The organism is Rhizobium indicum (assembly GCF_005862305.2).
GTDB lineage: Bacteria > Pseudomonadota > Alphaproteobacteria > Rhizobiales > Rhizobiaceae > Rhizobium > Rhizobium indicum.
In genome coordinates this window covers 185,916-199,446 of sequence record NZ_CP054023.1, presented here as the reverse complement: position 1 = coordinate 199,446, position 13,531 = coordinate 185,916, and the positions used below count along the sequence as shown (strand labels likewise).

The 13,531-nt window shown below is 62.5% G+C and carries 14 protein-coding genes; 5 read left to right on the top strand and 9 right to left on the bottom strand.

From position 1 onward, the window contains the following. From FFM53_RS30680 to FFM53_RS30660, 5 genes are read right to left on the bottom strand one after another with little or no spacing between them, the layout of a single operon-like run. On the bottom strand, positions 1 to 678 hold the full coding sequence (locus FFM53_RS30680; protein ID WP_138389863.1) for a TadE/TadG family type IV pilus assembly protein: 678 nt from the start codon (positions 676 to 678) through the stop codon (positions 1 to 3). Continuing rightward, positions 650 to 2,287: a TadE/TadG family type IV pilus assembly protein gene (locus FFM53_RS30675; protein ID WP_138389864.1), complete on the bottom strand. Its 1,638-nt coding sequence runs from the start codon at positions 2,285 to 2,287 to the stop codon at positions 650 to 652. The genes FFM53_RS30680 and FFM53_RS30675 overlap by 29 nt, the downstream gene beginning before the upstream one ends. Beyond that, complete coding sequence (locus FFM53_RS30670; RefSeq protein WP_138389865.1) at positions 2,284 to 3,081, bottom strand: TadE/TadG family type IV pilus assembly protein; 798 nt, start codon at positions 3,079 to 3,081, stop codon at positions 2,284 to 2,286. The genes FFM53_RS30675 and FFM53_RS30670 overlap by 4 nt, the downstream gene beginning before the upstream one ends. Positions 3,082 to 3,086: 5 nt before the next feature. After that, positions 3,087 to 3,650 (bottom strand): A24 family peptidase, encoded by a 564-nt coding sequence (locus FFM53_RS30665; protein WP_011655292.1) that lies wholly within the window; start codon positions 3,648 to 3,650, stop codon positions 3,087 to 3,089. A gap of 13 nt (positions 3,651 to 3,663) precedes the next feature. Further along, positions 3,664 to 3,867 (bottom strand): hypothetical protein, encoded by a 204-nt coding sequence (locus FFM53_RS30660; RefSeq protein ID WP_003548168.1) that lies wholly within the window; start codon positions 3,865 to 3,867, stop codon positions 3,664 to 3,666. 516 nt (positions 3,868 to 4,383) lie between these two features. On the opposite strand from FFM53_RS30660, the gene FFM53_RS36865 reads away from it, so the two are divergent. Together FFM53_RS36865 and FFM53_RS30655 are read left to right on the top strand one after the other, a co-directional pair. Beyond that, complete coding sequence (locus tag FFM53_RS36865; RefSeq protein ID WP_260060310.1) at positions 4,384 to 4,506, top strand: hypothetical protein; 123 nt, start codon at positions 4,384 to 4,386, stop codon at positions 4,504 to 4,506. Next, positions 4,506 to 5,648, top strand: coding sequence for a TadA family conjugal transfer-associated ATPase (locus FFM53_RS30655; protein WP_138389866.1), 1,143 nt, complete (start codon positions 4,506 to 4,508; stop codon positions 5,646 to 5,648). Before FFM53_RS36865 ends, FFM53_RS30655 begins: the two co-directional genes overlap by 1 nt. 21 nt (positions 5,649 to 5,669) lie before the next feature. On the opposite strand, the gene FFM53_RS30650 is transcribed toward FFM53_RS30655, so the two are convergent. Genes FFM53_RS30650 through FFM53_RS30635 form a run of 4 tightly spaced genes read right to left on the bottom strand, consistent with a single transcriptional unit; the run spans position 5,670 to position 10,705 of the window. Next, positions 5,670 to 6,215: a sarcosine oxidase subunit gamma gene (locus tag FFM53_RS30650; RefSeq protein ID WP_138389867.1), complete on the bottom strand. Its 546-nt coding sequence runs from the start codon at positions 6,213 to 6,215 to the stop codon at positions 5,670 to 5,672. Next, a complete protein-coding gene (locus FFM53_RS30645; protein WP_138389868.1) occupies positions 6,208 to 9,165 on the bottom strand; it encodes a sarcosine oxidase subunit alpha family protein in 2,958 nt (985 codons plus the stop codon). The genes FFM53_RS30650 and FFM53_RS30645 overlap by 8 nt, the downstream gene beginning before the upstream one ends. Continuing rightward, positions 9,162 to 9,443, bottom strand: coding sequence for a sarcosine oxidase subunit delta (locus FFM53_RS30640; protein WP_138389869.1), 282 nt, complete (start codon positions 9,441 to 9,443; stop codon positions 9,162 to 9,164). The genes FFM53_RS30645 and FFM53_RS30640 overlap by 4 nt, the downstream gene beginning before the upstream one ends. Before the next feature lie 11 nt (positions 9,444 to 9,454). After that, positions 9,455 to 10,705 carry a sarcosine oxidase subunit beta family protein gene (locus tag FFM53_RS30635; protein WP_138389870.1) on the bottom strand — a complete coding sequence of 417 codons (1,251 nt, stop codon included), beginning with the start codon at positions 10,703 to 10,705 and terminating at the stop codon, positions 9,455 to 9,457. Between the two features lie 87 nt (positions 10,706 to 10,792). Between FFM53_RS30635 and FFM53_RS30630 the strand changes: the two genes are divergently transcribed. The 3 genes from FFM53_RS30630 (at position 10,793) to FFM53_RS30620 (ending at position 13,513) form a co-directional block, all read left to right on the top strand. Beyond that, positions 10,793 to 11,752 carry a GlxA family transcriptional regulator gene (locus FFM53_RS30630; RefSeq protein WP_138389871.1) on the top strand — a complete coding sequence of 320 codons (960 nt, stop codon included), beginning with the start codon at positions 10,793 to 10,795 and terminating at the stop codon, positions 11,750 to 11,752. Between the two features lie 80 nt (positions 11,753 to 11,832). Beyond that, entirely contained in the window at positions 11,833 to 12,516 is a 684-nt protein-coding gene (locus tag FFM53_RS30625) for a helix-turn-helix domain-containing protein (protein ID WP_062944519.1), read from the top strand. Positions 12,517 to 12,604: 88 nt separating this feature from the next. Beyond that, complete coding sequence (locus tag FFM53_RS30620) at positions 12,605 to 13,513, top strand: class II glutamine amidotransferase (protein ID WP_138389872.1); 909 nt, start codon at positions 12,605 to 12,607, stop codon at positions 13,511 to 13,513. The last annotated feature ends 18 nt before the right edge of the window (positions 13,514 to 13,531 follow it).

Below are 13,531 nucleotides of genomic sequence, written 5' to 3'. Positions count from 1 at the left end.
TTATTTCGCTCCCGGAAAGACGCCGTCGAACAGATCGCCGGAATCGTCGGCCACATCGCGGATTTCCCGGCGCAGCGTCGGATCGTAGCCGCGGCTCGTGGTATCGTTGTTTTGGGAGGCAAACAGCGTCGAGTCGTCGACCGTGAACGCGTCCTTCCAGCGGAGGCTCCTGATCGTATCGAGATCGTCGGAATCCCTGAACTTGTAGATCCGGTCGGCCGTCGCGGTGACGAGCTGCGGCTTTTCATTGGCGAGGTCGCCGACCATATCGCCGAAATCGCGGCCGTTCTTTAAGGTATTCTGTACGTCGTCCCAGACAAAGGTGCGCTGAGGGTCGCCGCCGCCTTCATGCGATGGCGTGCGCGAGCAGCTCATGGCGTCGCGTCCGGGCAGTGCCGGCAAAGCCGGGATCGGGAAGGCGTTCGAGAAATCCGACGTGCAGTCCAGCCCATTCGCCTCAGCGAAGGCGGCGTTGCGCATCGCCACCATGGTTCCGACCTTCTTGGTGGAAATCTTGTTCGCGTGGATGACGAAAATCACGATCAGCAGGATGACCGGCGCGGCGAGCACGAATTCGATCGAGGCCAGGCCGCGCTTGTCGCGGTGCAGCCGCATCAGCAGCCCGCGGCCGGGAGGACCGCTCATAGGCTCAGTGTGTGTTGACGGCAGCCCAGGCATTGGCTCCTCCTTGATCGAAGACGCGCGTCAAGCCGGTAAAACTGTCGGCCGCCGGGCTCTGCTTGATGGTGTTCGAAACCTCGCCGATATCGTCGGCAAGCGTGGCGGGCGCAAGCGATGCCAGCCAGTCCTGCGTGTAGAGGTCGAAGGCCGTGTAATTGTGGACCCAGCTCTGCGCGAGCGCATAGGCGGACGGTGTCTTGTCCTTGAAGATGCGGATCTGCAGCCGGGCGCGCGGGGCGCGCGAAACGATCGCCAGCGTCTGGTAGTCGTCGAGTTGCTCGCCGCCAAAGGGCGTGAAGTTGAAAGGTGTGCGTCCCTTCAGCCAGTAAGGCTTCGGGAAGGAAATCACGGGCAGTGCGCCTGCCATCGAAATCGCAGCGCCCGCCGGGCTGCAGACCCCACTCCAGATCGTTTCGAACTTGCGGGTGAAATCGTTCTCGTCCTTTGTCTGCTTGTCGGAATAGCGCGGTGGCTTGTCGATCGGCAGCTGAAAGGGGTTCACGATGCCGAATTCGATGCCGAAGAATTCCTCGGCGATAAAGAAGCTGCCATCGAGCAGCAGTTCCTGCCACCAGCTGAGATCGCCAAATTGCTCGATGATCGCCTTGAACGGGATCTTGCTCAAATAGGCCGGGCCAAAGGCTTCATAAAAGATGTAGAAGTCCACTAAAGCATCGTCGATGCCGCTCTCGTGATTGACCCAGTCGCGGATATGGCTGCCGTCGACCCCACCTGCGGTCAACGGACCCTTGCCGTTGGGGAAGCCGCGATTGGCAAACTCGCCGCGCATGAGGAACGGGTCCTGCCCCTGGGTGCCATAGGTCATGGCGAGGCACATTTCAGCATAGGCCGAGGCGGGATTGATGCCGTCGCGATCGACCGGCAGGTTACCCCCGGCTCCCTCTCCGGCGTTGTTGCAGGACTCGCACGGCGGATGGAAGACGACATGATCCGACTTGTTCAGGCGCACCAGATGCAGGGCTTCGTTGCCGACCCGCTGCGGAAAGCTCTCGACGAGGTAGTCGTTGAGATCATTCATGGCGTCGATGATGTCGCTGGACTTCACGATGAGGCCCCAGGGATCATAATCGATCTGTGCTTTTACCGTATATGCAATCGCCTTGGTGGCTCCTATCGCCCGGACCCCCTGGAACGCCAGGCAAGCGCCGTAGATGATGCCACCGACGACCGGGACCTTCTGCCAGCCCGGGCAATGGGGCATCGGCGGCATCGGCGGCAGGAGCGACGCCGGGCCGAAGCCATCCGTGAAAGAGTATTCGGCGAGTTTCGCGAGGATGGCGCCCGAGCGCAGGGCCAGTTCCGCCGTCGTCAGCTGAAAGGCGACCGAGGTCGCCATGACGACGGTTGCCTGCGAGGAGGCGACGTTGTTCATCGCCATGATGTTGAGATAGCGGGCTTCCCAGTCGGCATGGACGAGTGCTGCGGCATCCGCCGTGTCCTGCGTGCGCTGCTTGTCGTAGATCATCTGTCCCGTATTCAGGATCCAGACGATCATCAGGGCGAGCGCGATCGTCATGTAGAGAATGATCGGCGACAGGAAGCCGCGTTCGTCGCGGTGCAGGCGCTTGATAAGGGTCGGTGTCATAGCAGGTTCACCTCCGCCGTCGAGATCGTGTAGTAGCGGCCGTCCTTCCTCTGGCCGCGGGCAAAGACCCAGCCGGCATATTCGAGCAGCAGGAAGCGCGCTTCCACCTTGGCGGTGACCGGCACGTGCGGCGAGCGGTTGATGGCGGCATAGAGCGCCATCGGCGCGCGGTCGACGGTCACCGTGACGTTCTGCGGGTCGAACATATAGCGGGCCTGGTTGCGCATCGCGCGCCAGTTCTTCGAAAGGCCCGAGGCATCGGCAAGGCTTTTCAGCGCATCTTCCGGCGGCTGGCAGGCGCCGACGCATCTCAGCTGGTCGTAAGGGGCAGCCGGGATCAGTGCCAGGCGGGCGGCAAGATCGGCCTTGCCGGCGGCAGCATCGTCATCGCAGGTCTTGACGTCGATGATGCTTCTAAGCGTGATCGGAAAAGCCGGGCAGAAATAGACGCGGGCGCTGCGGGCCGCCGCATAGGCGGCATAATGGGTGAAGAGGTGGTTCTTGGCCAGGATCGTGAACTGGAAGACCACGAACATGAAGAAGACGAAGACCGGTGTCACGAGGACGAAATCCATCATCGTCGTGCTGCCGGAGATATCGCCGTGCAGCTCCGATATCCGGCGCCGGCGGGCGGAAAGCCGCGGCAGCAGCAGCATCGAGCCAAGCAGCATCATGGCGATCGCAAAGGTACCGAGGAGCGCGCCGTGATCCTGAGGGACCCAGAAGGTCCGCGAGTGCAGGATCGAACTCCAGAAGGCACCGTCGAAGATGGGGCGTTCGAGTTCCGCGCGCATTGCCGTTACCTCACGAATGAAAGAGGGGTGAAATCGGGCATGAAAAGGCACCAGAGAAGTCCGAGAGCAGCGGCAACGCCGAAGCGGACGGTATGATGGGTTTCGCGCGGCTTCAGCACCGAAGCGGCATCGCGGAACCCGGCTGGCAGGAGAAGCGCAAACAGTCCGACCGTTCGAGCCAGCACGCTCCACTGAACACGCCGCGCCATGGAGAAAACGGCGATCACGCCGCCGGCCATCAGCGATGCAAGTGTGACGTCGATGGCGGGCCAGAGGCCAAGAATGGCGCCGAGCGCCGCCATCAGCTTGACGTCGCCGCCGCCGCAGCTTCCGGCTGCGAAGGCGATGATGAAGATCAGGCCGGCTGCAAGGAGGCCTGCGAAGGCAAGCCCTATCCCTGCGAGACCGCCGCTGACTGCCGCCAACATGAACCCGCCAAGCAGGCAGGGATAGGTGACGGCGTTCGGGATATGACCGTGGCGATGGTCGAGCACCGCCGCGGTCATGGTGCAGGCGACGGCAAGAGCCGCCGCCGCAGGCATCAGGGTCAGATCATAGGTCGTATCCATGATCCCGATCCGCTTATTGACCCGGCTCAGGAATTCTCTCGGCATCCGAGAGCGCCGTGTTCTTTTCGTTGAACCATTCGCCGATCTGTTTGCCGAATGCGAGCAGGATCAGCATCAGCGGAATGACGATCAGGGCGACGGCCAGGACGATCTGGGCCATGTCGCCGCGTTCGTCCTTGTGAAGTGCAATTGCGAGAGTCTTGAGTTTACCAAACATGTGATTACTCCTCATTCCCAGGTTTGTTTCGGTTCGAAGCCGTGGTGAAGATGAACCAAGCATACGCTATCGATCCGAACGAGCATGTTGCTCGATCCAATGATATTTTCTGCTTCAGCTTTTCTTCCCCGGCGGCCAACGTTTGTTGAGCAACACCATTAAGACCCAAGAGTGCGCCTAAGGCCAGCCCTCCGTCAAGCAAACGAAACGAAGGGTTCCAATTGTCTTGGAGGCATCGGCTGCAAAATCGCAGTTGACGCCCAATTATTTTAACTAAGCTTTTGAAGCGGCTGCATTTTTACCTGCGGATAGGAAGTTTTTGACGACCCAGCGAGGCCTCGTCTACTGCTCCATAATTGGTCAATTCTTTCAAAGCGATAGAAGAAACGGCGCGTGGCGATCATAATGACTGCCTCCGCGGGGCCGGCCATGGCGTTGTTTGGCGATCTGGATTAAGCTTTCGTCAAATGGTGGGTATCGCCCGCCAGTCGATCCGGAGAGAGAACGATGGAAACGATGAGCAGCATCTTAATACTTGGATTGGTCCTCATTCCATTGATGATGTTCTTTCCGACCGCGGTTCAGATGATGGCGACGCTGTTCGGCATGAGCACGGTCCTGGTCGGGATGCCGCTCTAATGAAGGCCGTTTCCGACGACGCTGCCGAACAGGCGACCTTCCAGGTCCTGAGCCGGGCGCTGGACAAGCTGCTCGGGCCGATCCGTTTTCTCCTCGATGATCCGAGCGTGTCCGAAATCCTGATCAACGGCACATCCGACATCTTCGTCGAAAGGCGAGGCAAGCTCGAACGCGCCGATACGCGTTTCGCCAGTCGTGAGGATTTGGAATCGGCCGCGCGCAGCATCGCACAGTTCTCAGGCAAGCGGCTGACGCCGGAGGAACCGAGCGTCGAGGCGCGGCTACCGGATGGTTCGCGCGTGCAGATGATCCAGCCGCCCGCGTCCCGCACCGGGCTTTGCATCTCCATCCGCCGCTTTCTGAAAGAACATCGCAGCATCCACGATCTCGTCACCCAGGGCAGCCTGACCGAGCAATCGCTGTCACTGCTGCAGGCGGCCGTCGGGCTGCAGAAGAACGTCATCATCTCCGGCGGCACCGGCACCGGCAAGACGACGATGCTGAACGCGCTGTCGGAAGCCTTTGCCGACCACGAGCGCATCATCGTGATCGAGGACACGTCGGAACTGCAGATCCGCAAGGAACACGTGGTCTATCTCGAAGTGACGAAGCCCGACCGTTTCGGTCGCGGCGGCGCCAGCATCCGCGACCTGTTCCGCTCGTCGCTGCGTATGCGGCCCGACCGGATCATCGTCGGCGAGTGCCGCGGCGGCGAGGCGCTCGATATGATCCAGGCGATGACCTCGGGTCACAGCGGCAGCCTTTCGACGGTGCATGCGAACACGCCCTATGACTCCCTGCACCGGCTGGAAACGTTGGCGCTGATGTCGGATATCGACATGCCGCTTCGGCCGCTGCGCGCCCAGATCGCCTCGGCGGTCGACGTCGTCGTGCAGATCGCCCGCTTCAAGCGCACCGGCCGGCGCCGGGTGATCGAGATTTCCGAGATCAAGGGCCTGAACAATGACGGCCAGTATATCGTCGAAAGCATCTACAAGCTCGAGGGCGACGGTCATTCCAATCCCGACGGCGCACTGCTGTGGACCGGTGTCGTGCCGAGCTTCGCCGCCGATACGGTGGAAGAGCTGCAAGGCGCCGAGCGCCCCGAATGGGTCGGTGCCGCCGCGCTGCATACAGCTTAAGAACGATCGAAACCGTCTCTCTCAGACGCCGTCCTTTTCAGCGCTCGCCGCCATGTGCGCGAGATCGTCCCAGAGGCTTTCAGCAAAACTGCGCAGGACCGTAAGCTCGAAGCTGTCATCGCCGGTGCGGACGATCTGCACGGAGAGATGACCGACCATCGTCATGGCCGAATGGCCTTCCGGAAAGACGGAAGGATCGAGATCGACGGCGGTCCCCCTTGAGAGAAGCGCCCGCGAAGAACGACCGGAAACGCCGATACGCACACGCCCATGGCTCTGGTCCATGACGAAGGCCTTTCCCGCAAGCGCTGCAACGAGAGCATCGAGGCTGGCCGGGACAAGCGGCTCATCGCCGGCGACGAACCATTGGCGGAAGCCTGCCTGACGGATCGAACTTTTCGCAAAGCCTGCTTTCACCAATTCCGCGGCGAGCGCGGTTGGCTCGATTGCGCCGAGTACATGCAGGAGATGGCCCTCCGGCAAGGCTTCGAGCCGGATGCCCGCCCCTGAGATGCCGTTATATGCTGCCCCGGCAAGAACCGGTTTGTGTTGCGGAAGATCACGCATGGAGCTTCTCGTTTTCGGGATCGATGAAGACGGGATGGCAGAGCACCGCATCGGTGAATTCGTTGCGCAGACCGTTCCAGACCGTCACCTTTTCGCCGATGCGCTCCGGCCCGCGCCTGACGAGGGCCAGGCCGATCGTATGGCCGAGCCCCGGCGAAAAGGCGCTTGATGTGACGTAGCCCTGGTCGTTTTCGAGCGTTGCGGCAACGCCGTCGGCAAGAATATGCGAGCCGGTGCGGAATCCGGTCGCCGGATTGAGTGGCTTGACACCGACAAGGCGCGGCCGCTCGGGATCCTGCAGCCCTTCACGGGCAAGCATCGCCTTGCCGATGAAATCCGGCTTGGTTGATGAAACCATGCGGCCGAAACCGAGATCGCCGGGCGTCACCGTGCCGTTGATTTCGGCATGGGTGACATGGCCCTTTTCGATGCGCATGACGCCGAGCGCTTCGGCGCCATAGGCGCAGATGTCATGTTTTTCGCCCGCCGCCATGACCGCATCGGCGACACCTTCGCCGTAGCCGGCCGGCACCGCCAACTCGTAGGCGAGTTCACCGGAGAAGGAAATCCGGAAGAGCCGGCCTTCGAGGCGGCCGCCGAAGAGAGAGACCTTGCGGGCGCTCATGAAGGGGAAAGCCGCGTCCGATATGTCCTCGTCGACGATCTCCTGGAGAATGAGACGCGACTTCGGCCCGGCAACGGCCATCTGCGCCCATTGATCGGTCGAAGAGGCGAAGCAGACGTCGAGCTCCGGCCAGAGCGTCTGGGCGCAGAATTCGAGATGGGTGAGCACGCCGGCGGCAAGCGCGGTCGTCGTGGTCATGAAGAAATGATCGTCGCTGAAGCGGCTGATGGTGCCGTCATCATAGATGAAGCCGTCCTCGCGCAGCATGATGCCATAACGCGCCTTGCCCACAGCAAGCTTGGCGAAGCCGTTGCAGTAGATGCGATCGAGGAAGGTCGCGGCATCCTTCCCTGATATCTCGATCTTGCCCAGGGTCGAGACGTCGCAGAGGCCGGCATTCCTGCGGATGTTCAGCACCTCGCGGTCGACGCTTTCGCGCCATGTCGTCTCGCCGGCACGCGGAAACCAGGAGGAACGGTACCAGAGGCCGGTTTCGACGAAGACCGCCCCGTTCTTCTCGGCCCAACCATGCAGCGGCGATTTGCGCGCCGGCTGGAAATGTTTGCCGCGCGATGTCCCGGTCAAGGCGCCGAAGGAAACCGGCGTGTAGAAGGGCCGGAAGGTTGTCGTTCCCACCTCGGCGGGCGACACGCCGCGTGCCTCGGCGAGAATGCCGATGGCGTTGATGTTGGAAAGCTTGCCCTGGTCGGTCGCCATACCTGATGTCGTGTAGCGCTTGGCGAGTTCGACATGACCGTAACCTTCGCGGACGGCGAGGCCGAAATCCTTGAGATGCACGTCGTTCTGATAGTCGACGAAAGCCTTGCCCTTCGAGCCCTTGACCGACCAGAGCGGCTTTGCCTGCGCGGCCGTCTCGGAAGCCGCGGCAAAGGCCGGTTCCGCCGCTGCGAAACCGATCGCCGTCAACGCGGCCGCTGCCTTCGTAGCGCCATCACCGAGGCAGGTCGTCGTTTGCGCCATACCGGCCGCCGAGCCGGCAACGGTCAGGCCTTCCTGCTGGACGGGCGCCAGAAACGCCGAGGCCTCGTCCGACCATTGCGGTTTCGCGCCGCGATGGCAGGCAAGATGAATGATCGGGCTCCAGCCGCCCGACATGGCAAGCGCATCCGCTTCGATCCGGCGGGCGCCGCCGGCGGTCTCGACGCTGACGCCGCGCAGGCGCTTGCCGCCAAACGCATCGATGACCCTGGCGCCCTTCAGCACTTCGGCGCGGCCCTGCCAGCTCTCGGCCGCATCCGCGCGGCTGTCGACGATCGCCGTAACTGCGAGGCCGGCGGCCTCGAGATCGGCGGCGATGCGATATCCGGCATCGTTGGTGGTGAAGATGACAGTGCTTCTGCCGGGTGCGACCGCCTGCCGGTTGAGATAGCTGCGCATGGCGCCTGCCATCATCACACCGGGAATATCGTTGCCGCCGAAGACAAGCGGACGTTCCTCGGCGCCGGTCGCAAGGATCGCCTGGCGGGCGACGATGCGCCACAATCTTTCGACCGGACGATCCGGATCAGGCATCGCCACATGCTTCTGCACCCGTTCGACGGCGCCGAAGACATTGTCGTCGTACCAGCCGAACACCGTCATGCGTGGCAGGCGGCGCACATTCGAAAGTCCCACCAGCTCGGCAAGCAACTCGCCGAGAAGCGCGTCCGCCGGCTTGCCGTCGACAGAACCGCTGTCGGAAAGCAGACTGCCGCCGAGTTCGGGTCCCTCATCGGCGAGGATGACGCGCGCGCCGGCGCGGCCGGCGGTCAGCGCCGCGGCAAGACCGGCAGGGCCGGCGCCGATCACCAGCAGATCGCAATGCGCCCAGCATTTCTCGTAAGTGTCGGGATCGGCTTCGTAGGAGGCCCTGCCGAGGCCGGCCGCCTTGCGGATCACCGGCTCGTAGAGCTTTTCCCAGAGGCCAGCCGGCCACATGAAGGTCTTGTAGTAGAAACCGGCGCTGAGGAAGGGCGAGAGCAGCCCATTGACCGCGCCGACATCGAAGCCGAGGGAGGGCCAGCGGTTTTGGCTCTTTGCCGTCAGCCCCTGATAAAGCTCGATCATCGTAGCGCGCGTGTTCGGTTCGGTGCGCCCGCCGCTGCCCGTCGTCACCAGCGCGTTCGGTTCGGCAGCCCCCGCCGTCAGGATGCCGCGCGGGCGATGATATTTGAAGCTGCGGCCGACGAGCTGGACTCCGTTGGCAAGCAGTGCCGAGGCGAGCGTGTCGCCCGGATGGCCTTCGAGCGGCCTGCCGTCGAAAGTAAAGCCGAGCGTCGTGGCGCGGTCGATGCGGCCGCCGGAGGAAAGACGGAAACTCGTCATGCCGGTTCTCCGCCGAGCTTGGAAAGGGCGGCATCCCTGACGCCGTGGACCGCATGGGTGACGGTATCGCGTTCGACGATCAGCCAGCGGCGGCATCCGGAGGAGTGGTGCCAGTATTCGCTGTGCCGGCCCCTCGGATTGTCACGCAGATAGACATAGTCGAACCAGGCCTCCGCACCGGCATTCGGCGCCGGTCTGACAAGACCGGCATCGCCGCGGATCGAAAATTCCTCCTTGGGTCGGGCGCCGCAATGAGGACAGGAAATCAGGCTTGCCATCTTAAATGTCCTCAGTGCAGATTGGGCTGGGCGCCGACGCCCTTTTCGTCGATCGGGTAGCCGCGCGCGAAGCGATCGAGCCGGAACGCGCGGGCGGTCTGATGCGGCGCGTTACGGGCGATCAGATGGGCGTAACAGAAGCCGGAGGCCGGCGTGGCCTTGAAGCCGCCGTAACACCAGCCGGTGTTGAGATAGAGATTGTCGATATGGGTGCGGTCGATGATCGGCGAGCCGTCCATGCTCATATCCATGACGCCGCCCCAGGAACGCAGGTAGCGCACGCGCGACAGCGACGGGATCAGCGCCAGCCCGGCTTCGGCGACATGCTCGACCGAGGCGAGATTGCCGCGCTGGGCATAGGAATTGTAGCCGTCGATATCGCCGCCGAAGACGAGGCCGCCCTTGTCCGACTGGGATGCGTAGAAATGCCCGGCGCCGAAGGTGACGACCGTGTCGATGAAGGGCTTCAGCCCTTCCGAAACAAAGGCCTGCAGCACATGGCTTTCGATCGGCAGCCGAAGGCCGGCCATATCGGCGACGACGGTGGAATTGCCGGCTGCCGCAAGCGCCAGCTTGCCGCAGCCGATGAAGCCCTTGCTGGTCTCGACGCCGATCACCTCACCGTTTTCGCGGCGAATACCGGTCACCTCACACTGGGTGATGATGTCGACGCCGCGGCTGTCTGCACCGCGCGCATAACCCCAGGCGACCGCATCGTGGCGCACGGTGCCGCCGCGCGGCTGGAACAGGCCACCCATGATGGGGAAACGGGCATTGTCGAAATCGAGGAAGGGCAATTTCCGACGCACTGCCTGCCGGTCGAGAAGCTCGGCATCGACGCCGTGCAGCCGCATGGCGTTGCCGCGCCGCGTATAGGCGTCGCGCTGGGCGTCGGAATGGAAGAGGTTGAGCACGCCGCGCTGCGAGACCATGGCGTTGAAGTTGAAGTCCTGCTCCAGCCCTTCCCACAGCTTCATCGACAGTTCGTAGAAGGGATTGTTGCCGGGCAGCAGGTAGTTCGAGCGGATGATCGTGGTGTTCCTGCCGATATTGCCGGAGCCGAGATAGCCCTTTTCGAGGACGGCGACATTGGTGACGCCGAATTCCTTGGCAAGATAATAGGCGGTCGCAAGACCATGACCGCCGCCACCGACGATGATGACGTCGTAATGCGGCTTCGGCGCCGGATCGCGCCAGGCAGGCGCCCAGCCTTTGTTGCCGCGAAGGCCGTTCAGGAAAATCGAAAGAGCGGAATAGCGCATGGGTCACCCCGGAAAGAACAGGTGCATGATGCCAGAAAGGGGAGGGCGGACTTGCACAGAAGGGACATGAATCGCTAAGAAAGAGACATGTCCTCGCTTGATAGCAGAAATGTACAGACGATCGGCTTCATCCTTATCCCGGGATTTGCGCTGATGTCCTATGCCTCGGCGACGGAGCCGCTGCGGGCGGCAAATCTTCTGGCCGGACGCGAGATCTATCGGCTGCAGGTCTTCTCACCGGATGGCGCATCGGCGCTCTCCTCCTCGGGCGTCAGCGTCCCCGCCGAACCTCTCCCTGTCAGAGGCTCAGGACTCGGAACGGCCTTCGTCTGCGCCGGCGGTTCGCCCCGCGACTGGCGATATCCCGGCGTGCTTTCCTGCTTGCGGCAGCTGTCGCGCGAAGGGGTGAGGATCGGCGGCATCTCGGGCGGTCCCTATCTGATGGCCGCCGCCGGACTGCTCGGCGGCCGCGACTTCACCATCCACTGGGAGCATGCGGCCGCCCTTCTCGAAGCCTTCCCGGACCTCACACCGCGCCAGGCGCGCTTCATGATCGACGGCAACCGGATTACCTGCGGCGGCGGCATCGCACCGCTCGACATGATGCATGTGCTGATCGCCGAGCGCATGGGGCCGGATTTCGCCCGCAGGGTCAGCGACTGGTACCTTCATACAGAGGTCAACGAACCGGCTGCGCCCCAGCGCGCCTCGCTGGCGCAGCGTTACGGCGTCTATCATCCCGGCCTGCTCGGCGTTCTCGAACGGATGGAGGAGACGATCGAGATGCCGCTCGAGCGCGCCGCCATGGCGCGCATTGCCGGCGTCACCACCCGCCATCTCGACCGGCTCTTTTCGGCGCATCTCGGCACCACCTACCTTGATCAATACCGAAGGATCAGGCTGCAGCATGCCCATCGCCTGTTGAAGCAGAGCCCGCTTTCCGTCTCGGAAATCGCGGTGGCCACCGGTTTTTCCAGCCTGAGCCATTTTTCCCGCATGTTCCGTGCCGTCTACGGCATCGCCCCGCGCGCGGCGCGGCGGGAATAGGTTTTCTTCACGGTTGAGAAATTTTCACTATGACGATAGGGTTGCCTTTGGACAAAAGAGAAGGCGGCAGGGGAAAATCCATGAAATCCAAGCGTGCAGCGGCAGAGCAACCGGAACAGGCGCATAGTGGACGCGCTCCCTTTTCCCAGGACCCGCACGCCGTCCGCGAGCCGAAAGAAAACAACCTCGAAATGGCGATCGGCCATGAGGTGCGCGCCTACCGCAAGAAACTCGGCATCACGGTCACCGATCTGGCGGCGGCGACCGGCATTTCGCTCGGCATGCTGTCGAAGATCGAGAACGGCAACATCTCGCCGTCGCTGACGACGCTGCAATCGCTGTCGCGGGCGCTCGGTGTGCCGCTGACGGCCTTCTTCCGTCGTTTCGAGGAACCGCGCAACGCCGTCTTCGTCAAGGCAGGCCAGGGCATCGAGCTCGAACGGCGCGGCACGCGCGCCGGTCACCAGTATAATGTTCTCGGTCATATCGACAACAATACCAGCGGCGTCATCGTCGAGCCTTACCTCATCACCCTGACGACCGACTCCGACATCTTCCCGACCTTCCAGCACGAGGGGATGGAATTTCTCTATATGCTCGAGGGGGAAGTCGTTTACCGCCACGGCGACCAGCTTTTCCAGATGCAGCCGGGCGACAGCCTGTTCTTCGACGCCGATGCGCCGCATGGGCCGGAGCAGCTGGTGAAGCTGCCGAGCAAATACCTCTCGATCATCAGCTATCCACAGCAGAGCTCGAAAAGCTGACTTGCCTTAAAAGAAAAAATCTTTCTTCCGAGTTGAAAACCCAAAACAGACCTGCTAGTCCTTTCTCAACACGAACGGAGGTCTGGTCATGTGCGGAATTGTGGGTCTCTTCCTCAAGGATAAAAGTCTCGAACCGGAGCTCGGGGCACTGCTGTCCTCGATGCTGGTGACGATGACGGATCGAGGGCCGGACAGCGCCGGTATCGCGATCTATGGCGACGCCAGCGGCAACAATGCCAAGATCACCATCCAGTCGGCCAATCCGAAGAAGGATTTCGCCGGCCTCGAGGCCGAACTCGGCCAGGCGGTTGGCGCACCGGTCACCATCCAGGTGAAGAGCACGCATGCCGTCATCACGCTTGCCAAGGATCTGCTCGACACGGGCAAGGCAGCCGTTTCGGAACTGCGTCCGAACATCCGCATCATGAGTAGCGGCGACGCGATCGAGATCTATAAGGAAACCGGCCTGCCGAAGGATGTCGTCTCACGCTTCGCGGTCAATTCAATGGCCGGCACCCACGGCATCGGCCATACCCGCATGGCAACGGAATCGGCCGTCACGACGCTCGGCGCCCATCCTTTCTCCACCGGCTCCGACCAGTGCCTGGTGCATAATGGCTCGCTGTCCAACCACAACAATCTGCGCCGCGAGCTGAAGCGCGAAGGCATGACCTTCGAAACGGAAAACGACACCGAGGTCGCCGCCGCCTATCTGACGGCAGAGATGGCCAAGGGCAAGAATCTCGGCCAGGCGCTGGAAGGCGCGGTGGATGACCTCGACGGCTTCTTCACCTTCGTCGTCGGCACGAAGTCCGGCTTCGGCGTCGTGCGCGATGCGATCGCCTGCAAGCCCGCTGTCATGGCCGAAACGGACCAGTATGTCGCCTTCGGTTCGGAATACCGGGCGCTCGTCAATCTGCCCGGCATCGAGAATGCCCGGGTCTGGGAGCCGGAGCCTGCAACCGTCTATTTCTGGGATCACCAGAAGGTCGCTTGACCGGCGCCTCATGCGTAT

Coding starts and splice junctions, on each gene's coding strand:
- FFM53_RS30680 (WP_138389863.1), bottom strand. CDS start 678: ATGCCTGGGCTGCCGTCAACACACACTGAGCCTATGAGCGGTCCTCCC.
- FFM53_RS30675 (WP_138389864.1), bottom strand. CDS start 2,287: ATGACACCGACCCTTATCAAGCGCCTGCACCGCGACGAACGCGGCTTC.
- FFM53_RS30670 (WP_138389865.1), bottom strand. CDS start 3,081: ATGCGCGCGGAACTCGAACGCCCCATCTTCGACGGTGCCTTCTGGAGT.
- FFM53_RS30665 (WP_011655292.1), bottom strand. CDS start 3,650: ATGGATACGACCTATGATCTGACCCTGATGCCTGCGGCGGCGGCTCTT.
- FFM53_RS30660 (WP_003548168.1), bottom strand. CDS start 3,867: ATGTTTGGTAAACTCAAGACTCTCGCAATTGCACTTCACAAGGACGAA.
- FFM53_RS36865 (WP_260060310.1), top strand. CDS start 4,384: ATGAGCAGCATCTTAATACTTGGATTGGTCCTCATTCCATTGATGATG.
- FFM53_RS30655 (WP_138389866.1), top strand. CDS start 4,506: ATGAAGGCCGTTTCCGACGACGCTGCCGAACAGGCGACCTTCCAGGTC.
- FFM53_RS30650 (WP_138389867.1), bottom strand. CDS start 6,215: ATGCGTGATCTTCCGCAACACAAACCGGTTCTTGCCGGGGCAGCATAT.
- FFM53_RS30645 (WP_138389868.1), bottom strand. CDS start 9,165: ATGACGAGTTTCCGTCTTTCCTCCGGCGGCCGCATCGACCGCGCCACG.
- FFM53_RS30640 (WP_138389869.1), bottom strand. CDS start 9,443: ATGGCAAGCCTGATTTCCTGTCCTCATTGCGGCGCCCGACCCAAGGAG.
- FFM53_RS30635 (WP_138389870.1), bottom strand. CDS start 10,705: ATGCGCTATTCCGCTCTTTCGATTTTCCTGAACGGCCTTCGCGGCAAC.
- FFM53_RS30630 (WP_138389871.1), top strand. CDS start 10,793: ATGTCCTCGCTTGATAGCAGAAATGTACAGACGATCGGCTTCATCCTT.
- FFM53_RS30625 (WP_062944519.1), top strand. CDS start 11,833: ATGAAATCCAAGCGTGCAGCGGCAGAGCAACCGGAACAGGCGCATAGT.
- FFM53_RS30620 (WP_138389872.1), top strand. CDS start 12,605: ATGTGCGGAATTGTGGGTCTCTTCCTCAAGGATAAAAGTCTCGAACCG.